Origin of the sequence: Pseudomonas sp. S36, from assembly GCF_016647875.1 — a bacterium.
Lineage (GTDB): Bacteria > Pseudomonadota > Gammaproteobacteria > Pseudomonadales > Pseudomonadaceae > Aquipseudomonas > Aquipseudomonas parafulva.
This window is the reverse complement of the sequence record NZ_JACVVG010000048.1, coordinates 13,163-32,438: the sequence shown is the minus strand read 5'-3', so window position 1 is coordinate 32,438 and position 19,276 is coordinate 13,163. Positions and strand designations below refer to the sequence as shown.

Here is a 19,276-nt window from a genome sequence, read left to right as displayed (position 1 = left end):
CCACGGTGTCATACCCCCCATTGCTACGTGCAACAGCCCGCCACAGAGCCCGGCTGCTAAAACAACAAATGGAGGCGCCATGTACGCCGATCACCCCGCCTTAAACGGCAAATCCCACAGGAACGCTGCGCTTTTCGCCGATGAAAAGACGCGATGCGTTGACGCCTGCGCGTTTGCAGGGTTATACAGTGCGCCGCGTTTTACCTGTGACCCCTTTGCGTACCGCGCACTCCTGACCACACCAGGCTGATCCGTCCACGGCGGCACCTCGCTCAGGAAACCCAAGGTAATCACCTTGCCCATTCCGCTGCGCCACGAGCGCGGTGGGTCCGATTCCGTCACAGATAAAAACAATGCAGGTGACTTCGTTCATGACTGAACCCAACATGCATTCAGGCGAGCTCAAGCGGGGCCTGAAAAATCGCCACATCCAGTTGATCGCACTGGGTGGCGCCATCGGTACGGGGCTGTTCCTGGGTTCGGCCGGGGTGATGAAGTCGGCAGGCCCGTCGATGATTCTGGGCTATGCCATCTGCGGTTTCATTGCCTTCCTGATCATGCGCCAGCTTGGCGAGATGATCGTCGAAGAGCCCGTGGCCGGTTCGTTCAGCCACTTCGCCCACACCTACTGGGGCGGCTTTGCGGGCTTTCTGTCCGGTTGGAACTGCTGGGTGCTCTACATCCTGGTAGGCATGTCCGAACTGTCGGCGGTGGGCAAGTATGTGCATTACTGGTGGCCGGAGATCCCGGTCTGGGTCACGGCGGCTGCGTTCTTCGTACTGATCAACGCCATCAACCTGATGAACGTGAAGCTGTTTGGCGAGGCTGAATTCTGGTTCGCCATCATCAAGGTGGTCGCCATCGTCAGCATGATTGCGCTGGGCGCCTATCTGCTCACCAGCGGCAATGGCGGCCCGGACGCGAGCCTGACCAACCTGTGGTCCCATGGCGGCTTCTTCCCCAATGGCGTGAGCGGCTTGGTGATGGCCCTCGCTTTCATCATGTTCTCGTTCGGCGGCCTGGAGATGCTCGGCTTCACCGCTGCCGAAGCAGACAAGCCGAAAACGGTCATCCCCAAGGCGATCAACCAGGTTATCTACCGTATCCTCATCTTCTACGTGGGCGCGCTGGTGGTGTTGCTGTCGCTGACCCCGTGGGACACCCTGGTGGCGAGCATCGATGCCTCGGGTGGTAGCTACGGCAGCAGCCCATTCGTGCAGGTGTTCTCACTGCTGGGCAGCGACGTGGCCGCCAACCTGCTGAACTTCGTGGTGCTGACGGCAGCGCTGTCGGTGTACAACAGCGGCACCTACTGCAATGCCCGCATGCTGCTGGGCATGGCTGAGCAGGGCGATGCACCTGCAGCGCTGGCCAAGGTCGACAGCCGTGGGGTGCCCGTGCGGTCGATTCTGGTATCGGCAGCGGTGACGCTGATCGCCGTGCTGCTCAATTACCTGATGCCGGCCAACGCGCTGGAAATGCTCATGTCGCTGGTGGTCGCAACGCTGGTGATCAACTGGGCGATGATCAGCTATTCGCACCTCAAGTTCCGCCAGCACCTGAACCGTAGCGGCCAGCAGCCGCTGTTCAAGGCGCTGTGGTACCCGTACGGGAACTACCTGGTGCTGGCGTTCGTGCTGCTTATCCTGGGCATCATGCTGCAGATTCCGGGCATCCAGAACTCGGTCTACGCGATTCCGGTATGGTTGCTGGTGATGTTCGTTTCGTACGTGGTCAAGTCACGTCGCAGTGCCAGTGCGCAGAACGCGGCAGGCGGCGTAGCGAAGTAAAGCGCCGCGGTCTGGGTAGCCGAAAGCCCGACGCCCCTGCAAGGCTTCGGGTTTTTTATTGGCTGCTGCTGCCCGTTCAGATTTGCGCCAGCAACCAACCTTTGAATGCCTTGAGCGAAGGCAGCCCTTCGTTTCTGGGCGGGTAGATCAGGTAGTAGCTGCGCTCGCTGGCGAAGGCCATGCCAGGGCTGTAGAGCTCGCCTTTTGCCAGTTCATCCTCCACCAGAATGCGCGGCACCAGGCCGATGCCGATGCCGGCCCGTACCGCCTGGATCAGGTGCGACGTCAACTCGAAGCTTGGCCCCAGGCGCATGGCCCGGTGCGGCAGGCCGTGGTGCGAAAACCATTCGCCCCAGGCATGGGGGTTGTTGGCCACGTTCAACAGCACCTGTTCGCTGATGCGCGCGGGCGGCCAGCCCTGGCGATCTGTGGCCGCCTGCGGGGGCAGGATGACCACCAGTTGCTCCGCATGCAGGCGGTGGCAGACCAGCCCTGGCAGGTCATGGGTGGCCACGCCGATGGCCGCATCGATTTCGCTGGTGTCGAAGTCGATGGCTTCGATGCGTGAATGAATGTGCACCAGCATGCCAGGGTGCGCCTGGTAGAACGCGTGCAGGCGTGGCAGCAGCCATTTGGAGCCGAACGTGGGCAGGGTGGCCAGGCGCAGGGTGCCGACCCCGGACTGGTAGGCCAGCGCTTGCAAGGTCGCGCTGCGGATGCGCCCCAAGGCCTCGCTGAGCTCGCGCTGATAAAGGCGCCCCACATCGGTCAGCTGGACCTGGCGCCCCTCGCGGCGGAACAAGGTCAGCCCAAGCTGCTGCTCCAGGGCCTGCACCTGGCGGCTTACGGCACTTTGCGTCAGCGACAGCTCTGCGGCGGCGCGGGTGTAGCTCTGGTGCCGCGCTGCCGCCTCGAAGGCCAGCAGCAGCGACATGGATGGGGTCAGGTGGCGGTAATTCATTCATCAAAGTCATTAATAGCGGCAGGATTATCCGTTTGCCCCTGAGGCAAAACTACAGGAACATGGCCCCATACGTCATCAGGCCAGCATCGACCCATGCCGGCACGACACTGATCCCGCGAACCGCCATTATTCCGAGGCCATCCATCGATGATCGCCCAGCTGCAAACCGTTGCCCCCACCGCCAATTACCCTGCATTCCTCCAGGCCCTGCGCGACAGCGGCTTTCGTGGCGAGATAAGCGCCGACTACGGCACCCGCACGGTGCTGGCCACCGACAACTCCATCTACCAGCGCCTGCCCCAGGCGGCGGTGTTCCCGCTGGATGCCGATGACGTGGCACGTGTGGCCACCTTGATGGGGGAGGCGCGTTTTCAGGCGGTGAAGCTGACCCCGCGTGGCGGCGGTACCGGTACCAATGGCCAGTCGTTGACCGACGGTATCGTGGTCGACCTGTCCCGGCACATGAACCGCATCCTCGAGATCAACGTGCAGGAGCGCTGGGTACGGGTGCAGGCCGGTACGGTGAAGGACCAGCTCAATGCGGCCCTGAAGCCCCACGGGCTGTTCTTTGCCCCGGAGCTGTCCACCTCCAACCGCGCCACCGTCGGCGGCATGATCAACACCGACGCCAGCGGCCAGGGCAGCTGCACATACGGCAAAACCCGCGATCACGTGCTGGAGCTGCACAGTGTGCTGCTGGGTGGTGAGCACCTGCACAGCCAGCCGATCGACGACGCTGCGTTGCAGGCGGCGTGCGAAGCGCCGGGGCGTGTGGGCGAGGTGTATCGCATGGCCCGTGAGATTCACGACACCCAGGCCGAACGTATCCAGGCCACTTTCCCCAAGCTCAACCGCTGCCTGACCGGCTACGACCTGGCACACCTGCGCGACGAGCACGGCCGCTTCAACCTCAACAGCGTGCTGTGCGGTGCCGAGGGTTCGCTGGGCTATGTGGTCGAGGCCAAGCTGAATGTGCTGCCGATTCCCAAGTACGCGGTGCTGGTGAACGTGCGTTACGGCAGCTTCATGGATGCCCTGCGCGATGCCAACGCGCTGATGGCCCACCGCCCCCTGTCGATCGAGACAGTCGATTCCAAGGTGCTGATGCTGGCGATGAAGGACATCGTCTGGCACAGCGTTGCCGAGTACTTCCCGGCCGACCCCGAGCGCCCGACCCTGGGCATCAACCTGGTGGAGTTCTGCGGCGACGACCCCGCCGAAGTCAACAACAAGGTGCAGGCGTTCATCGAGCACCTGCGCACCGACACCGGTGTCGAGCGCCTGGGCCACACCCTCGCCGAAGGCGCCGAGGCGGTGACCCGGGTCTACACCATGCGCAAGCGTTCTGTGGGTTTGCTGGGCAACGTGGAGGGTGAAGTGCGCCCGCAACCCTTCGTGGAAGACACCGCGGTGCCGCCAGAGCAACTGGCCGATTACATCGCCGACTTCCGCGCATTGCTCGATGGCTATGGCCTGGCCTACGGCATGTTCGGGCATGTGGATGCCGGGGTGCTGCACGTGCGCCCGGCGCTGGACATGAAAGACCCGGCTCAGGCTGCGTTGGTCAAGCCCATCTCCGACGCCGTCGCGGCGCTGACCCGCCGCTATGGCGGCCTGCTGTGGGGTGAGCATGGCAAAGGCTTGCGTTCGGAATACGTCCCTGAATACTTCGGCGAACTCTACCCGTCGCTGCAGCGGCTGAAGGCAGCGTTCGACCCCCATAACCAGCTCAACCCGGGCAAAATCTGCACCCCTGCCGGCAGTAACGAGGGCTTGACCCGGGTCGATGGTGTGACGCTGCGCGGTGACCTTGACCGTACCATCGACGAGCGGGTCTGGCAGAGCTTCGGCAGTGCGGTGCACTGCAACGGCAATGGTGCCTGCTACAACTACGACCCCAACGACGCCATGTGCCCGTCGTGGAAGGCCACCCGTGAACGCCGGCATTCGCCCAAAGGCCGCGCTTCGCTGATGCGCGAATGGCTGCGTCTGCAGGGCGATGCCGGTATAGACGTGCTGGCCAGCGCGCGTGGCCAGGTGGCCTGGCTTAAAGGCCTGCCGGCGCGCCTGCGCAACAATCGCGCCCGCCAGCAGGGGGAGGGCGATTTTTCCCATGAAGTGTACGACGCCATGGCCGGTTGCCTGGCGTGCAAATCCTGCGCAGGGCAATGCCCGATCAAGGTCAATGTGCCGGACTTCCGTTCGCGCTTCCTCGAGCTGTACCACGGGCGTTATCAGCGGCCCCTGCGTGACTACCTGATCGGCTCGCTGGAGTTCACCATCCCCTACCTGGCTCAGGCGCCAGGGCTGTACAACGCGCTGATGGGGTCCAGGTGGGTCAGCCGCCTGTTGGCCGACAAGGTAGGCATGGTCGACAGCCCGCTGATCAGCCGCTTCAACTTCCAGGCCACCCTGACCCGCTGCCGCGTGGGCGTGGCTACGGTGCCGGCGCTGCGCGAGCTGACCCCGGCCCAGCGCGAGCGCAGCATCGTGCTGGTACAGGATGCGTTCACCCGCTACTTCGAGACACCGTTGCTGTCGGCCTTCATCGACCTGGCACACCGTCTGGGCCACCGTGTGTTCCTGGCGCCCTACAGCGCCAATGGCAAGCCTTTGCATGTGCAGGGCTTCCTGGGGGCATTTGCCAAGGCGGCCATCCGCAATGCTACGCAACTGCAAGCCCTGGCCGATTGCGGGGTGCCGCTGGTGGGCCTGGACCCGGCCATGACCTTGGTGTACCGCCAGGAGTACCAGAAAGTGCCTGGCCTGCAGGGTTGCCCGCAGGTGCTGCTACCCCAGGAGTGGCTGCTCAATGCCCTGCCAGAGCAGGCGACCGGCGCCACGGCCAGCTTCCGCCTGATGGCGCACTGCACCGAAAAAACCAATGCGCCCGCCAGCACCCGGCAGTGGGAGCAGGTGTTCCAGCGCCTGGGTTTGAAGCTGGTGACCGAAGCTACCGGCTGTTGCGGCATGTCGGGCACGTATGGCCATGAGGCTCGCAACCAGCACACCTCGAAAACCATTTTCGAGCAGTCCTGGGCAACCAAGCTGGACAAGGAAGGGGAGCCGTTGGCAACGGGCTATTCGTGCCGCAGCCAGGTCAAGCGCATGACCGAGCGGCAGATGCGTCACCCATTGGAAGTGGTGTTGCAGTACGCCCGGGGTTGAGCCCCAGGTGTGGGGAGTGTGAAAACGTGATGACGGGGGTAGCCCGCAGGTCAGCCGTTTTCACACTGTCGGCGCGCGCGTTCTAGTCCTGTTCGGCGCTGGATTGATCGTCACCCTCCTGCTCACGTGCAGCTGCCGGCTCGGCGTGGGCGGTAACGGTGGGCTCTTCGGGGTTCAGGCTTGGGAAGGGAAAGTTCGGGATTTCATGCATCTCGTCGTTCCTCGCAAGTGTGAGTGAAAAGGCTGCGCCAGGCGCGTGGGAGGCTTCGCAAAGCTGAGGCAGGATACACAAGTCTGGATGACAGTTTCGATTTTTCCCGTTCGCTGGTTGCTATAGCGGGCGGATACCGGACGGATCCGCCCGCCGCTATCACTTGCGGCCTTCGGCGCCCTCGGCGACCTTGTCGGTGCGCGCGCACATGATGAAGTCGTTGCGGTGCAGGCCTTTGATCGAATGGCTCCACCAGGTCACTGTCACCTTGCCCCACTCGGTCAGCAGCCCGGGGTGGTGGCCTTCGGCCTCGGCGATTTCGCCGACCGCGTTGGTGAACGCCAGGGCCTGTTTGAAGTTCTTGAACAGGAACACGCGCTCCAGTTCCATATGGCCGTCACGGACTTCGATGTTCCAGTCCGGGATTTCGCGGATCAGTTCGGCCAGTTCCTGCTCGGTGACCTTTGGCGCATCGGCCCGGCAGGCTTCGCAGTGGGCTTGGTTCAAGGCGTTCATAGGGTATTTTCCAGTTCGAGTTGTTATCGGCAGGGCGGCTCAGGCAGCCGCCTTGGGCGGAAACTTCGGGGCGTGCAGGCCCAGCTGCGAAGCTTGCCGGACCATGCCCATGATGTCTTCGTGGGCCAGGTCAAACAGCCGCTTCATGTTCGGCAGCACGAAGTACAGCGGCTGCAGAATGTCGATACGGTAGGGCGTGCGCATGGCTTCGATCGGGTCGAAGGCCTGGTGTTCCGGTTCGCCCGACAGGCTATACACGGTTTCCTTGGGTGACGAGAGAATACCGCCGCCGTAGATCTTGCGGCCCTGCGGGGTATCCATCAGGCCGAATTCGATGGTCATCCAGTACAGCCTCGCCAGGAACACCCGCTGCTCCTTGCTCGCGGCCAACCCCAGCTTGCCATAGGTGTGGGTGAACTCGGCGAACCAGGGGTTGGTGAGCAACGGGCAGTGGCCGAAAATTTCGTGGAAGATGTCGGGTTCTTGCAGGTAATCCAGCTCTTCAGCGGTGCGAATGAACGTGGCCACCGGGAAATGCTTGCTGGCCAGCAGCTCAAAGAAGGTCTGGAAGGGAATCAGGGCAGGCACGCGGGCAACCTGCCAGCCCGTGGTGGCACCGAGCACCTTGTTGATTTCACCCAGTTGCGGAATACGGTCATGGGGCAGGCCAAGCAGCTCGATGCCGTCCAGGTACTCCTGGCAGGCGCGGCCTTCGATGACCTTCAGTTGGCGGGTGATCAGGGTATTCCACACCGCATGATCTTGCTGCGGGTAATCGATAAACCCCTGCGCATCGGGCTCTCTTGCCACGTACTGCGTGTGCTTCATGGGTGTCTCCTGGTGAACGCTGTTCTTGTTGTGTTCAGGACATGCATCAGGAATAGCGCTTCCAGGCGGCGGTTGCACCGGGTGATGCGCACAGCATTAGGGTAATGAGCGTGCGTTTCGTAACGATTATTTTACAAATCGGCCTGGCCGTTGGAAAATCCGCTGCATACAGGCGGTGAATAGTCTGATCTTGTAAATTTAACTTTACACATTTTCACAGGCTGGATGATAAACATCGGGTCTTGGAGCGCGCATGCGTATCAAAGTGCATTGTCAGAACCGCATAGGCATCCTGCGGGACATCCTCAACCTGTTGGTGGAATACGGTATCAACGTGCTGCGCGGCGAGGTGGGGGGTGACCACGGCAATGCCATCTACCTGCATTGCCCGAATTTGATCAATCTGCAGTTCCAGGCGTTACGGCCCAAGTTCGAGGCCATTGCCGGGGTGTTCGGGGTCAAGCGGGTGGGGTTGATGCCCAGCGAGCGGCGGCACATGGAGCTCAATGCCTTGCTCGGGGCGTTGGAGTTTCCGGTACTGTCCGTAGACATGGCGGGTAGCATCGTCGCCGCCAACCGGGCTGCGGCGCAGTTGCTGGGGGTGCGGGTAGATGAGGTGCCCGGCATGCCGCTGGCGCGTTACGTGGAGGACTTCGACCTGCCGGAGCTGGTGCGGGCCAACAAGTCGCGTATCAACGGGCTGCGGGTCCAGGTGAAAGGGGGGGTGTTCCTGGCGGATATCGCACCGCTTCAATCTGAGCACGATGACAGCGAGGCCCTGGCGGGTGCGGTGCTGACACTGCACCGCGCCGATCGTATCGGCGAGCGCATCTACAATGTGCGCAAGCAGGAGTTGCGCGGCTTCGACAGCATCTTCCAGAGTTCGCGGGTGATGGCCGCCGTTGTCCGTGAAGCGCGGCGCATGGCGCCGCTGGATGCGCCGTTGCTGATCGAAGGCGAGACGGGTACGGGTAAAGAGCTGCTGGCCCGCGCCTGTCACCTGGCCAGCCCCCGTGGCCAGTCACCGCTGATGGCCCTCAACTGCGCCGGGTTGCCGGAATCCATGGCTGAAACCGAGCTGTTCGGTTACGGCCCCGGGGCATTCGAGGGCGCCCGTGTGGAGGGCAAGCTGGGGCTGCTGGAACTGACCGCTGGCGGTACGTTGTTCCTCGATGGGGTAGGGGAGATGAGCCCGCGGCTGCAGGTGAAGCTGCTGCGCTTCTTGCAGGACGGCTGCTTCCGAAGGGTGGGTAGCGACGAAGAGGTGTACCTGGATGTGCGGGTGATCTGCGCCACCCAGGTTGACCTGTCCGAACTCTGTGCGCGGGGTGAATTCCGCCAGGACCTGTACCACCGCCTCAATGTGCTGTCCCTGCATATTCCGCCCCTGCGTGAATGCATGGATGGCCTGGACGGGCTGGTGGAGCATTTTCTCGACCAGGCCAGCCGGCAGATTGGTTCCCCCCTGCCACGGCTGGCCGCCGCTGCACGGGAAAAACTGGCCGCTTATAACTGGCCGGGTAATGTACGGCAACTGGAAAACGTAGTGTTCCAGGCGGTTTCTTTATCGGAAGGAGGCGTGGTGAAAAGTGAGCATGTGCGCCTGCCTGATTATGGCGTCCGTCAACCGTTGGGGGATTTTTCGCTGGAGGGTGATCTTTCCGCGATTGTGGGGCGTTTTGAAAAGGCCGTGTTGGAAAGTTTGATGGGGGAGTTCAAGAGCAGTCGCGCATTGGGCAAACGGCTAGGCGTATCGCACACTACGATTGCCAACAAGTTGCGGGATTATCAACTCGGCAAGTCGCTGGACTCACGTTATTAACTACGAGGTGTTGAGAAGTTTCCTGTACTTCCTGGGGTGGCAGGTATTACCGCGAAGGGGCCCCGCAGGGCCCCGTTCACACGGTATCACCCATTCGAGCAACCACCGCCCATGACGCGGTATTCAAGGATGTGTCGCTGGCCCTGCGAGTCTTCGTAGGTCATGCGCGCCGGCACCACTTCGCAGACATTGGGTACTTCGCTCAGGGAAATGACGTGGGCGATGTCCAGGTGCTGCGAGTAGCTGTACTGTTCGACCGGAATCTGCTCGGCAACCTTGACGTCGTCGGCCATTGCCGCACCGCACAAGCTGCCAAGTACCAATACCAGTAACGCTTTCATTTTTCGTTTACCTATATAAGGCCGTGAGGGGGTGCACGCGGCACGCTGGGCGCCGCGACTGCAGTTGTTGCAATCAGTTACTTTAATAAGAAGATTAACGGTTGCCTGTGTGGGGGCGGATGTCAGTCGTTAATCCATGTGCCGTTGTTGGCGAGGTGAATTCTAGGGCGGCGGTTCAACTTGAAACAGTGGCGCTTTTGATAAAGTGTTTTGGCAGAATTGGTAACAATCTTGTGGTCCGCCTGGCGCGTGCAATGCCGAGCGGTGAAGGCATGGCCTGCGCAGTTTCCAGCGACCTGCCGGGGAAATTACTACCAACGTCGAATGGCCTTTATCGCTCTGGTACAGTTACAACGGTCCCATACAAAAACAACTATTACACCGAGGTAAACAAGATGAGTGCGGCTCCACTGTATCCCGTTCGTCCCGAGATCGCGGCCACCACCCTGACCGACGAGGCCACCTACAAGGCCATGTACCAGCAATCGGTGATCAACCCGGACGGCTTCTGGCGTGAGCAGGCCCAGCGCCTGGACTGGATCAAGCCGTTCACCAAGGTCAAGCAGACCTCGTTCGACGACCACCATGTGGACATCAAGTGGTTCGCCGACGGCACTCTGAACGTTTCCTCCAACTGCCTCGACCGCCACCTCGAAGAGCGCGGCGACCAGCTGGCCATCATCTGGGAGGGCGACGACCCTTCCGAGCACCGCAACATCACCTACCGCGAGCTGCACGAGCAGGTCTGCAAGTTCGCCAACGCCCTGCGCGGCCAGGATGTGCACCGCGGTGATGTGGTCACCATCTACATGCCGATGATCCCCGAGGCCGTGGTGGCCATGTTGGCTTGTGCCCGCATCGGCGCGATCCACTCGGTGGTATTCGGTGGTTTCTCCCCCGAGGCCTTGGCCGGGCGCATCATCGATTGCAAGTCCAAGGTGGTGATCACTGCCGACGAGGGTGTGCGCGGCGGCCGCCGTACGCCGCTCAAGGGCAACGTCGACCTGGCGTTGACCAACCCGGAAACCAGCAGCGTGCAGAAGATCATCGTGTGCAAGCGCACCGGTGGCGACATCGCCTGGCACCAGCATCGCGACATCTGGTACGAAGACCTGATGAAAGTGGCCTCCAGCCACTGCGCACCGAAAGAAATGGGCGCCGAAGAAGCGCTGTTCATCCTCTACACATCCGGCTCCACCGGCAAACCCAAGGGCGTGCTGCACACCACCGGGGGTTACCTGGTGTACGCGGCGCTCACCCATGAGCGCGTGTTCGACTACCGCCCGGGCGAGGTGTACTGGTGCACAGCCGACGTGGGTTGGGTGACTGGCCACAGCTACATCGTCTACGGCCCGCTGGCCAACGGGGCGACCACGCTGCTGTTCGAAGGCGTGCCGAACTACCCGGACATCACCCGCGTGTCGAAAATCGTCGACAAGCACAAGGTCAACATCCTGTACACCGCACCCACTGCCATCCGCGCGATGATGGCCGAGGGGCAGGCAGCGGTAGACGGCGCCGACGGCTCCAGCCTGCGCCTGCTGGGTTCGGTGGGTGAGCCGATCAACCCCGAAGCCTGGAACTGGTACTACAAGACCGTGGGCAAGGAGCGCTGCCCGATCGTCGACACCTGGTGGCAGACCGAAACCGGGGGCATCCTGATCAGCCCGCTGCCAGGTGCCACGGCCCTCAAGCCAGGCTCGGCCACCCGGCCTTTCTTTGGTGTGGTGCCGGCCCTGGTGGACAACCTGGGCAACCTGATCGAGGGGGCCGCCGAGGGCAACCTGGTCATCCTCGACTCCTGGCCGGGCCAGTCGCGGTCGCTGTATGGTGACCACGACCGCTTCGTCGATACCTACTTCAAGACCTTCCGCGGCATGTACTTCACCGGCGACGGCGCGCGCCGCGACGAGGACGGCTACTTCTGGATCACCGGCCGTGTGGATGACGTGCTCAACGTGTCCGGCCACCGCATGGGCACCGCCGAGATCGAGAGCGCCATGGTGGCCCATGCCAGAGTGGCTGAAGCCGCCGTGGTGGGTGTGCCGCACGACATCAAGGGCCAGGGCATCTATGTCTACGTCACCCTCAATGCCGGCATTGAGCCTACCGAGCAATTGCGCCTGGAGCTGAAGAACTGGGTGCGCAAGGAAATTGGCCCGATCGCTTCGCCAGACGTCATTCAGTGGGCCCCGGGCCTGCCAAAAACCCGGTCGGGCAAGATCATGCGCCGCATCCTGCGCAAGATCGCCACCGGGGAGTACGATGCGTTGGGTGATATCTCGACCCTGGCAGACCCTGGGGTGGTGCAGCACCTGATCGACACCCACAAGGCGATGAACCTGGCGACTGCCTGAGCGGGCCATCGCCGGCAAGCCGGCTGTTAGCGGCCCCCTGCAAACCCCGCCCGAACATTCGGCGGGGTTTTTGCTTTATTGTTACCCGACATTCATCGGTAACCCGATCTGTCACCTCCGCGCACCACCCCGGGGCGCCAGGAAACACTCCGTGCCCATTCCAGGGCGTTTTCAAGGCGTTGGGCAGCTGGCGAAACGCCGGACTTGCCGTACTACAAGGCTTTGCCAATAATAGGCCCAGGAATTGCTAGACTCGTAGGTTCTATATTCTTGCGCTTTTGCATATTTTGCATAGGCTGTCAACATCGCCCGCAGTGGTTTCAAGCGCTTCTGTAAGTAGTTGTCGCTTTGAAGAAATATCGACTACCGGGCTGTCGTTAAAATGCCACTCACTCGCTCGTGGTCTGCGACCTTGGTCGAACCCTGCGCGGCTCGCGTTGTACCCATTCGCATATCGGGCAGCCGTTACCTGCCTTGTATTGCCCCGTACCGATGGAGTTACCTGATGAAGAAGCTCGCACTGCTTGGCGCCCTGGCGCTGTCTGTGTTTTCCCTGGTGTCGCAGGCCGATGAAAAACCGCTGAAAATCGGCATCGAAGCCGCTTACCCTCCGTTCGCCTTCAAGCAGCCCGACGGCAGCATCGCTGGTTTCGACTACGACATCGGCAATGCGCTGTGTGAAGAAATGAAGGCCAAGTGCACGTGGGTCGAGCAGGAATTCGACGGCCTGATCCCCGCCCTGAAGGTGCGCAAGATCGACGCCATCCTGTCGTCCATGTCCATCACCGACGACCGCAAGAAGTCGGTTGACTTCACTAACCGTTACTACCTCACACCCGCGCGCCTGGTGATGAAGGAAGGCTCCACCGTCAGCGACAGCCTGGATGAACTCAAGGGCAAGAAGATTGGCGTGCAGCGCGGCTCGATCCACGACCGCTTCGCCAAGGAAGTGCTCGCCCCCAAAGGCGCTACCGTTGTGCCTTACGGTACCCAGAACGAAATCTACCTGGATGTGGCGGCAGGCCGCCTGGACGGCACCGTGGCCGATGCCACCCTGCTGGAAGATGGCTTCCTGAAAACCGATGCAGGCAAGGGCTTTGCCTTCGTCGGCCCATCGTTCACCGACGTGAAGTACTTCGGTGACGGCGTTGGCATCGCCGTGCGCAAAGGGGACAAGGAAAACCTCGACCGCATCAACGCGGCCATCGCCGCCATCCGTGCCAACGGCACGTACAAAGAGATCGAGAAGAAGTACTTCAACTTCGACATCTACGGCCCGGAAACCAACTAAGGCTTCGGGCAACCCTGTGCAATGGTGCAAACAGCAGAGGCTCTGAGGTTTGCACCATTTTTCATTCTCTAGGTCGAGGACCACAACATGTTGAAAGGCTACGGGGCAGTCATCCTCGATGGGGCGTGGCTGACGCTACAGCTCGCCCTGTCGTCGATGGCCCTGGCCATCGTGCTCGGCCTGATCGGCGTGGCGCTGCGCTTGTCGCCCGTGCGCTGGCTGGCCTGGCTGGGCGACCTGTATTCCACGGTGGTGCGCGGCATCCCGGACCTGGTGCTGATCCTGCTGATCTTCTATGGCGGGCAAGACATCATCAACCGCGTTGCGCCGCTGGTTGGCTACGATGACTACATCGACCTGAACCCGCTGCTGGCGGGTATCGGTACCCTGGGCTTCATCTTTGGCGCCTACCTGTCGGAAACCTTCCGTGGTGCGTTTCTGGGTATCCCCAAAGGGCAGGCCGAGGCGGGCGTTGCCTATGGCATGAGCGCCCGTCAGGTGTTCTTCCGTATCCAGGTGCCGCAGATGATCCGGCTGGCGATCCCGGGCTTTACCAACAACTGGCTGGTACTGACCAAGGCCACTGCACTGATCTCGGTGGTGGGCCTGCAGGACATGATGTTCAAGGCCAAGCAGGCGGCCGACGCCACGCGTGAGCCGTTCACCTTTTTCCTGGCGGTGGCCGCGCTGTACCTGGTGCTGACCAGTGTGTCGCTGCTGGCGCTGAAGTATCTGGAGCGTCGCTACTCGGTGGGCGTGAAGGTGGCTGAACTATGATTTTCGACTACAACGTGGTCTGGGACGCTTTGCCGATGTATATCGACGGCCTGCTGACCACGCTCAAGCTGCTGGCCATCTCCCTGTTCTTCGGCTTGCTGGCGGCCATTCCGCTGGGGTTGATGCGGGTGTCCAAGCAACCGGTGGTGAACCTCACCGCCTGGCTCTATACCTACGTGATCCGTGGCACACCGATGCTGGTGCAGCTGTTTCTGATCTACTACGGCCTGGCCCAGTTCGAAGCCGTGCGCCAGAGCGTGTTCTGGCCGTTGCTGTCCAGCGCCACGTTCTGTGCGTGCCTGGCCTTCGCCATCAACACCAGTGCCTACACCGCCGAAATCATCGCGGGCAGCCTGAAGGCCACGCCCCATGGCGAGATCGAAGCGGCCAAGGCCATGGGCATGTCGCGCATGAAGATGTACCGCCGCATCCTGTTGCCGTCCGCCCTGCGCCGTGCACTGCCGCAATACAGCAACGAAGTGATCATGATGCTGCAGACCACCAGCCTGGCGTCGATCGTTACCCTGATCGACATCACCGGCGCTGCGCGTACGGTCAACGCTCAGTACTACCTGCCCTTCGAGGCCTATATCACGGCGGGCGTGTTCTACCTGTGCCTGACCTTCATCCTGGTGCGCCTGTTCAAGATGGCCGAACGCCGCTGGCTCGGCTACCTGGCGCCGCGCAAGCACTGACCGCTCTGTGAGAATCGACAGCATGTACAAACTCGAAGTCCAAGACCTGCACAAGCGCTACGGCAGCCATGAGGTGCTCAAGGGCGTTTCTCTGGCGGCCAAGGCTGGCGACGTCATCAGCATCATCGGCTCCAGCGGTTCGGGCAAGTCCACGTTCCTGCGCTGCATCAACCTGCTGGAGCAGCCCCACGCGGGCAAGATCCTGCTCAACAACGAAGAGCTGAAGCTGGTGGCAGGCAAGGACGGCGCGCTCAAGGCTGGCGACCCCCGCCAGTTGCAGCGCATGCGTTCACGCCTCGCCATGGTGTTCCAGCATTTCAACCTGTGGTCGCACATGACCGCGCTGGAGAACATCATCGAAGCCCCGGTGCATGTGCTGGGCATGAACCGCAAGGAAGCCCTGGAAAAGGCTGAGCACTACCTCGCCAAGGTGGGGGTAGCCCACCGCAAGGACGCCTTCCCGGGGCACATGTCGGGCGGTGAGCAGCAGCGCGTGGCCATTGCCCGCGCCCTGGCCATGGAGCCGGAAGTGATGCTGTTCGACGAGCCCACCTCGGCCCTGGACCCGGAGCTGGTGGGCGATGTGCTCAAGGTGATGCAGGCGCTGGCCCAGGAAGGCCGCACCATGGTGGTGGTCACCCACGAGATGGGCTTCGCCCGCGAGGTGTCCAACCAGTTGGTGTTCCTCCACAAGGGCTTGGTGGAAGAGACTGGCTGCCCGCGTGACGTGCTGGCCAACCCGCGCTCGGAGCGCCTGAAGCAGTTCCTGTCTGGCAGCCTCAAGTAAAGGCTGCTTTTTTGCACCACAATAGGGCATGCTGCGTTTCAAGCGCAGCCTGACCCGGCGCACTGAATCGAACGACCTCAGGTTTCGGACCGCACCCTATGACCACCCAGCGAATCGGTTTTCTCATCTGGCCCAGTACCAGGCCCCTGACCTTGGCGCTGGCAGAGGAAGCCTTGCAGGTGGCGCAGCGGGTGCACCCGGAGGTGATCTACGACCTGCTCTTTCTGCAGGCCGAGCCCGCCCAGGACGGCAACTGGCGCCTGCCTGGCGAGGCGTGGAACGGGCGCCTCGAAGGCTGCCACAAGCTGTTTTTGCTGGCCGACGAACCGCCTGCCGGTGTAGGTGCAGCACTGTCCACTGCCCTCAAGCAACTGGCCCGCAGTGGGTGCATGGTGGGCGGGCTGTCTGCCGGGGTGTATCCGCTGGCCATGCTGGGCCTGCTGGACGGTTACCGGGCGGCGGTACATTGGCGTTGGCAGGATGATTTTGCCGAGCGTTTCCCCAAGGTAATTGCCACCAGCCACCTGTTCGACTGGGACCGCGACCGCCTCACGGCCTGCGGCGGCATGGCGGTAACCGACCTGCTACTGGCGGTGCTGGCTCGTGATCACGGGGCAGAGCTGGCGGGGGCTGTGTCGGAGGAGCTGGTGGTCGAACGCATCCGTGAAGGGGGCGAGCGCCAGCGTATTCCGTTGCAGAACCGGCTAGGGTCCAGCCATCCCAAGCTCACCCAGGCGGTGCTGCTGATGGAAGCCAACATCGAAGAGCCCCTGACCACCGACGAAATCGCCCAGCACGTGTGCGTTTCGCGCCGGCAACTGGAGCGCATCTTCAAACAGTACCTGAGCCGGGTGCCGAGCCAGTATTACCTGGAACTGCGCCTGAACAAGGCGCGGCAGATGCTGATGCAGACCAGCAAGTCGATCATCCAGATCGGCCTGTCGTGCGGGTTCTCTTCGGGGCCGCATTTTTCCAGTGCCTACCGCAATTTCTTCGGTGCCACGCCGCGGGAAGACCGCAACCAGCGGCGCAGCAGCAGCCCGTTCGAATTGAGTTCGGCGGCGGTCGATAAGGGCTGAGTTCGTCGCAACGTGGTCGCGTGGGCGCCGCACTCCCGGCGGTGAACACCTCACAGCCCTCTATATGTGAACACCCGTTCACCCAGTCTTCGCTCTGCCGTACACTGCGCGATTGCGACAGTGTTTGTCGCATTGCCGAAAGCCTGGTTAAAACCGGGTGTTGCGCTGTAACAAGTTGTCGCTTGGCCGCAAGGCCGGGCGCAGTCCAATCCTTACAATCCCCCCATCGCTCGCCACTTCCAGGCCAGCGTTCCTCTTCAGGAGACTCAGATGTCCGTTGAGCAAGCCCCGGTGCAACGTGCCGATTTCGATCAGGTGATGGTCCCCAACTATTCCCCGGCGGCGTTCATTCCTGTACGAGGCGAGGGTTCCCGCGTCTGGGACCAGACCGGTCGCGAGCTGATCGACTTCGCGGGCGGCATCGCGGTCAACGCCCTGGGGCATTGCCACCCGGCGCTGGTCAAGGCCCTGACCGAGCAGGCCAACACCCTCTGGCACGTTTCCAACGTCTTCACCAACGAGCCCGCACTGCGCCTGGCCCACAAACTGGTGGAGGCCACCTTCGCCGACCGTGCGTTCTTCTGTAACTCGGGTGCCGAGTCCAACGAAGCGGCCTTCAAACTGGCCCGCCGTGTTGCCCATGACCGCTTTGGCCCGGAAAAATACGAGATCATCGCCACGGTCAACAGCTTCCACGGCCGTACCTTGTTCACCGTCAGTGTGGGTGGGCAGCCCAAGTATTCCGACGGTTTCGGCCCGAAGATCACTGGTATCAGCCATGTGCCCTACAACGACCTGGAAGCGTTGAAGGCACAGATCTCCGACAAGACCTGCGCGGTGGTGATTGAGCCGATCCAGGGCGAAAGCGGTGTGGTCCCGGCAGACAAGGCCTACCTTGAAGGTGCCCGCGCGCTGTGTGACCAGCACAATGCCTTGCTGATCTTCGACGAAGTGCAGACCGGTGTTGGCCGCACCGGCTCGCTGTATGCCTATCAGCATTACGGCGTCACCCCGGATATTCTCACCAGCGCCAAGAGCCTGGGTGGCGGCTTCCCCATCGGCGCCATGCTCACCACCGCCGAACTGGCCAAGCACCTGGCCGTCGGCACCCACGGCACCACCTACGGCGGCAACCCGCTGGGCTGCGCAGTCGCCTGTGCGGTGCTGGATGTGGTCAATACGCCGCAGACCTTGGCGGGCATCAAGGCCAAGCACGAACGCTTCAAGTCGCGCCTGGAAAAAATCGGCAGCACCTACAACCTGTTCAGCCAGGTGCGTGGCGTGGGGCTGCTGCTGGGCTGCGTGCTGACACCCGCCTGGCAGGGCAAGGCCAAGGACGTGCTCAATGCGGCCGAGAAAGAAGGCGTGATGGTGCTGCAGGCCGGCCCAGACGTGGTGCGTTTCGCGCCCAGCCTGGTGGTGGAAGATGCCGACATCGATGCCGGCCTGGACCGCTTCGAACGTGCCGTGGCCACGCTGACCCAGGCTTGACCCGGCCTGCTGTGCCTTCACCGGCCTGGCCCCACTCAAGGTAGGCCGGTGAAACCCGATTTCAGTGCAGGTGCCCAGGCGCCTGCCGTTTTTACGTGCCGCCGTGAACGGCACGTCTTCCAAAGGAGTGACACCATGCTGGTGATGCGCCCTGCGCAAATGGCTGATCTGAACGAAGTGCAGCGCATGGCTGCAGACAGCCCGATTGGTGTCACGTCCCTGCCGGACGATACTGCCCGCCTGGGCGACAAGATCGCCGCCTCTGAAACATCCTTTGCCGCCGAGGTGAGCTTCAACGGCGAGGAAAGTTATTTCTTCGTGCTCGAAGACAGCCAGACCGGCCAGTTGGCCGGTTGCTCGGCCATCGTTGCGTCGGCCGGCTATTCCGAGCCGTTCTACAGTTTTCGCAACGAAACCTTCGTCCACGCCTCGCGCGAGTTGAAGATCCACAACAAGATCCACGTGCTTTCGCTGTGCCATGACCTGACGGGCAACAGCCTGCTGACCAGCTTTTACGTGCTGCCAGAACTGGTGAACAGCGGTTGGGCAGAACTCAACTCTCGCGGCCGCCTGCTGTTCATGGCCGCCCACCCGGAGCGCTTCGCCGATTCGGTGGTCACCGAAATAGTCGGCTTCAGCGACGAGCAGGGCGAGTCGCCGTTCTGGGATGCCATTGGGCGTAACTTCTTCGACCTCAACTACGCCGATGCCGAGCGCCTGTGCGGGCTGAAAAGCCGCACGTTCCTCGCCGAACTGATGCCGCATTACCCAATCTACGTGCCGTTGTTGCCTGACCAGGCGCAAGAGGCCATGGGCCAGGTGCACCCAAGGGCGCAGATCACGTTCGACATCCTGATGCGTGAAGGCTTCGAAACCGAGCACTACATCGACATCTTCGATGGCGGCCCCACCCTGCATGCGCGCACTTCTGGCATCCGTTCCATCGCCCAGAGCCGCGTGGTGCCGGTGAAAGTCGAGCAGGCTGCCGGCAAGGGCGGGCGCCCGTACCTGGTGTGCAATGGCCAGTTGCAGGATTACCGCGCCGTGCTGCTGGACCTGGACTGGGTGCCTGGCAAGCCAGTGAGCCTGAGCCAGGAAGCGGCAGATGCATTAGGGGTGGGCGAGGGTGCCAGCGTGCGCCTGGTCGCCGCTTGAGGCC

General features: G+C 62.3%; 16 protein-coding genes. 11 read left to right on the top strand and 5 right to left on the bottom strand.

Features of this window, described 5'->3' with window-relative positions:
- The first annotated feature begins 371 nt into the window (after positions 1-371).
- Positions 372-1,790: an amino acid permease gene (locus IAE36_RS20325; RefSeq protein WP_161629601.1), complete on the top strand. Its 1,419-nt coding sequence runs from the start codon at positions 372-374 to the stop codon at positions 1,788-1,790.
- A gap of 76 nt (positions 1,791-1,866) precedes the next feature.
- Here the strand turns inward: IAE36_RS20325 and IAE36_RS20320 are convergent, their stop codons facing one another.
- Positions 1,867-2,751, bottom strand: coding sequence for a LysR substrate-binding domain-containing protein (locus IAE36_RS20320; RefSeq protein ID WP_060481395.1), 885 nt, complete (start codon positions 2,749-2,751; stop codon positions 1,867-1,869).
- Positions 2,752-2,901: 150 nt separating this feature from the next.
- Here IAE36_RS20320 and ydiJ point away from each other — a divergent pair, with 150 nt between their 5' ends.
- A complete protein-coding gene (gene ydiJ / locus IAE36_RS20315) occupies positions 2,902-5,922 on the top strand; it encodes a D-2-hydroxyglutarate dehydrogenase YdiJ (protein ID WP_201214271.1) in 3,021 nt (1,006 codons plus the stop codon).
- Between the two features lie 82 nt (positions 5,923-6,004).
- Here the strand turns inward: ydiJ and IAE36_RS23875 are convergent, their stop codons facing one another.
- From IAE36_RS23875 to phhA, 3 genes are all read right to left on the bottom strand, one after another.
- Complete coding sequence (locus IAE36_RS23875; protein WP_256217485.1) at positions 6,005-6,133, bottom strand: hypothetical protein; 129 nt, start codon at positions 6,131-6,133, stop codon at positions 6,005-6,007.
- A 159-nt stretch (positions 6,134-6,292) separates the two neighbouring features.
- Entirely contained in the window at positions 6,293-6,649 is a 357-nt protein-coding gene (locus tag IAE36_RS20310) for a 4a-hydroxytetrahydrobiopterin dehydratase (RefSeq protein ID WP_201214270.1), read from the bottom strand.
- 39 nt (positions 6,650-6,688) lie between these two features.
- Positions 6,689-7,477: a phenylalanine 4-monooxygenase gene (phhA, locus tag IAE36_RS20305; protein ID WP_201214268.1), complete on the bottom strand. Its 789-nt coding sequence runs from the start codon at positions 7,475-7,477 to the stop codon at positions 6,689-6,691.
- 253 nt (positions 7,478-7,730) lie between these two features.
- Here phhA and IAE36_RS20300 point away from each other — a divergent pair, with 253 nt between their 5' ends.
- On the top strand, positions 7,731-9,299 hold the full coding sequence (locus tag IAE36_RS20300; protein WP_201214266.1) for a sigma-54-dependent transcriptional regulator: 1,569 nt from the start codon (positions 7,731-7,733) through the stop codon (positions 9,297-9,299).
- A gap of 86 nt (positions 9,300-9,385) precedes the next feature.
- On the opposite strand, the gene IAE36_RS20295 is transcribed toward IAE36_RS20300, so the two are convergent.
- Positions 9,386-9,640 carry a DUF2790 domain-containing protein gene (locus IAE36_RS20295; RefSeq protein WP_028635498.1) on the bottom strand — a complete coding sequence of 85 codons (255 nt, stop codon included), beginning with the start codon at positions 9,638-9,640 and terminating at the stop codon, positions 9,386-9,388.
- Positions 9,641-10,035: 395 nt separating this feature from the next.
- On the opposite strand from IAE36_RS20295, the gene acs reads away from it, so the two are divergent.
- The 8 genes from acs to aruF all read left to right on the top strand — a co-directional run bounded on the left by acs (position 10,036) and on the right by aruF (position 19,272).
- Entirely contained in the window at positions 10,036-11,997 is a 1,962-nt protein-coding gene (gene acs / locus IAE36_RS20290; protein ID WP_201214263.1) for an acetate--CoA ligase, read from the top strand.
- A 505-nt stretch (positions 11,998-12,502) separates the two neighbouring features.
- The gene (locus IAE36_RS20285; protein WP_060481399.1) at positions 12,503-13,288 is read left to right on the top strand and encodes an ABC transporter substrate-binding protein; all 786 of its coding nucleotides are present in this window, start codon (positions 12,503-12,505) and stop codon (positions 13,286-13,288) included.
- An 87-nt stretch (positions 13,289-13,375) separates the two neighbouring features.
- Positions 13,376-14,065: an ABC transporter permease gene (locus tag IAE36_RS20280; protein WP_028635501.1), complete on the top strand. Its 690-nt coding sequence runs from the start codon at positions 13,376-13,378 to the stop codon at positions 14,063-14,065.
- Positions 14,062-14,760, top strand: coding sequence for an ABC transporter permease (locus IAE36_RS20275; RefSeq protein WP_028635502.1), 699 nt, complete (start codon positions 14,062-14,064; stop codon positions 14,758-14,760). Before IAE36_RS20280 ends, IAE36_RS20275 begins: the two co-directional genes overlap by 4 nt.
- Before the next feature lie 22 nt (positions 14,761-14,782).
- Positions 14,783-15,547 (top strand): ABC transporter ATP-binding protein, encoded by a 765-nt coding sequence (locus IAE36_RS20270; RefSeq protein WP_028635503.1) that lies wholly within the window; start codon positions 14,783-14,785, stop codon positions 15,545-15,547.
- A gap of 98 nt (positions 15,548-15,645) precedes the next feature.
- Positions 15,646-16,626, top strand: coding sequence for a transcriptional regulator ArgR (argR, locus tag IAE36_RS20265; protein WP_201214260.1), 981 nt, complete (start codon positions 15,646-15,648; stop codon positions 16,624-16,626).
- 270 nt (positions 16,627-16,896) lie between these two features.
- The gene (locus tag IAE36_RS20260) at positions 16,897-18,117 is read left to right on the top strand and encodes an aspartate aminotransferase family protein (RefSeq protein ID WP_201214257.1); all 1,221 of its coding nucleotides are present in this window, start codon (positions 16,897-16,899) and stop codon (positions 18,115-18,117) included.
- A 135-nt stretch (positions 18,118-18,252) separates the two neighbouring features.
- The gene (aruF, locus tag IAE36_RS20255) at positions 18,253-19,272 is read left to right on the top strand and encodes an arginine/ornithine succinyltransferase subunit alpha (RefSeq protein ID WP_028635506.1); all 1,020 of its coding nucleotides are present in this window, start codon (positions 18,253-18,255) and stop codon (positions 19,270-19,272) included.
- Positions 19,273-19,276: the final 4 nt, after the last annotated feature.

Excerpts from the sequence above, each read along its gene's own strand:
- acs (WP_201214263.1), top strand. The coding sequence starts at position 10,036 with ATGAGTGCGGCTCCACTGTATCCCGTTCGTCCCGAGATCGCGGCCACC.
- IAE36_RS20275 (WP_028635502.1), top strand. The coding sequence starts at position 14,062 with ATGATTTTCGACTACAACGTGGTCTGGGACGCTTTGCCGATGTATATC.
- IAE36_RS20295 (WP_028635498.1), bottom strand. The coding sequence starts at position 9,640 with ATGAAAGCGTTACTGGTATTGGTACTTGGCAGCTTGTGCGGTGCGGCA.
- IAE36_RS20285 (WP_060481399.1), top strand. The coding sequence starts at position 12,503 with ATGAAGAAGCTCGCACTGCTTGGCGCCCTGGCGCTGTCTGTGTTTTCC.
- IAE36_RS20320 (WP_060481395.1), bottom strand. The coding sequence starts at position 2,751 with ATGAATTACCGCCACCTGACCCCATCCATGTCGCTGCTGCTGGCCTTC.
- IAE36_RS20300 (WP_201214266.1), top strand. The coding sequence starts at position 7,731 with ATGCGTATCAAAGTGCATTGTCAGAACCGCATAGGCATCCTGCGGGAC.
- IAE36_RS20270 (WP_028635503.1), top strand. The coding sequence starts at position 14,783 with ATGTACAAACTCGAAGTCCAAGACCTGCACAAGCGCTACGGCAGCCAT.
- IAE36_RS23875 (WP_256217485.1), bottom strand. The coding sequence starts at position 6,133 with ATGCATGAAATCCCGAACTTTCCCTTCCCAAGCCTGAACCCCGAAGAG.
- IAE36_RS20260 (WP_201214257.1), top strand. The coding sequence starts at position 16,897 with ATGTCCGTTGAGCAAGCCCCGGTGCAACGTGCCGATTTCGATCAGGTG.
- IAE36_RS20310 (WP_201214270.1), bottom strand. The coding sequence starts at position 6,649 with ATGAACGCCTTGAACCAAGCCCACTGCGAAGCCTGCCGGGCCGATGCG.
- aruF (WP_028635506.1), top strand. The coding sequence starts at position 18,253 with ATGCTGGTGATGCGCCCTGCGCAAATGGCTGATCTGAACGAAGTGCAG.
- argR (WP_201214260.1), top strand. The coding sequence starts at position 15,646 with ATGACCACCCAGCGAATCGGTTTTCTCATCTGGCCCAGTACCAGGCCC.
- ydiJ (WP_201214271.1), top strand. The coding sequence starts at position 2,902 with ATGATCGCCCAGCTGCAAACCGTTGCCCCCACCGCCAATTACCCTGCA.
- phhA (WP_201214268.1), bottom strand. The coding sequence starts at position 7,477 with ATGAAGCACACGCAGTACGTGGCAAGAGAGCCCGATGCGCAGGGGTTT.
- IAE36_RS20325 (WP_161629601.1), top strand. The coding sequence starts at position 372 with ATGACTGAACCCAACATGCATTCAGGCGAGCTCAAGCGGGGCCTGAAA.
- IAE36_RS20280 (WP_028635501.1), top strand. The coding sequence starts at position 13,376 with ATGTTGAAAGGCTACGGGGCAGTCATCCTCGATGGGGCGTGGCTGACG.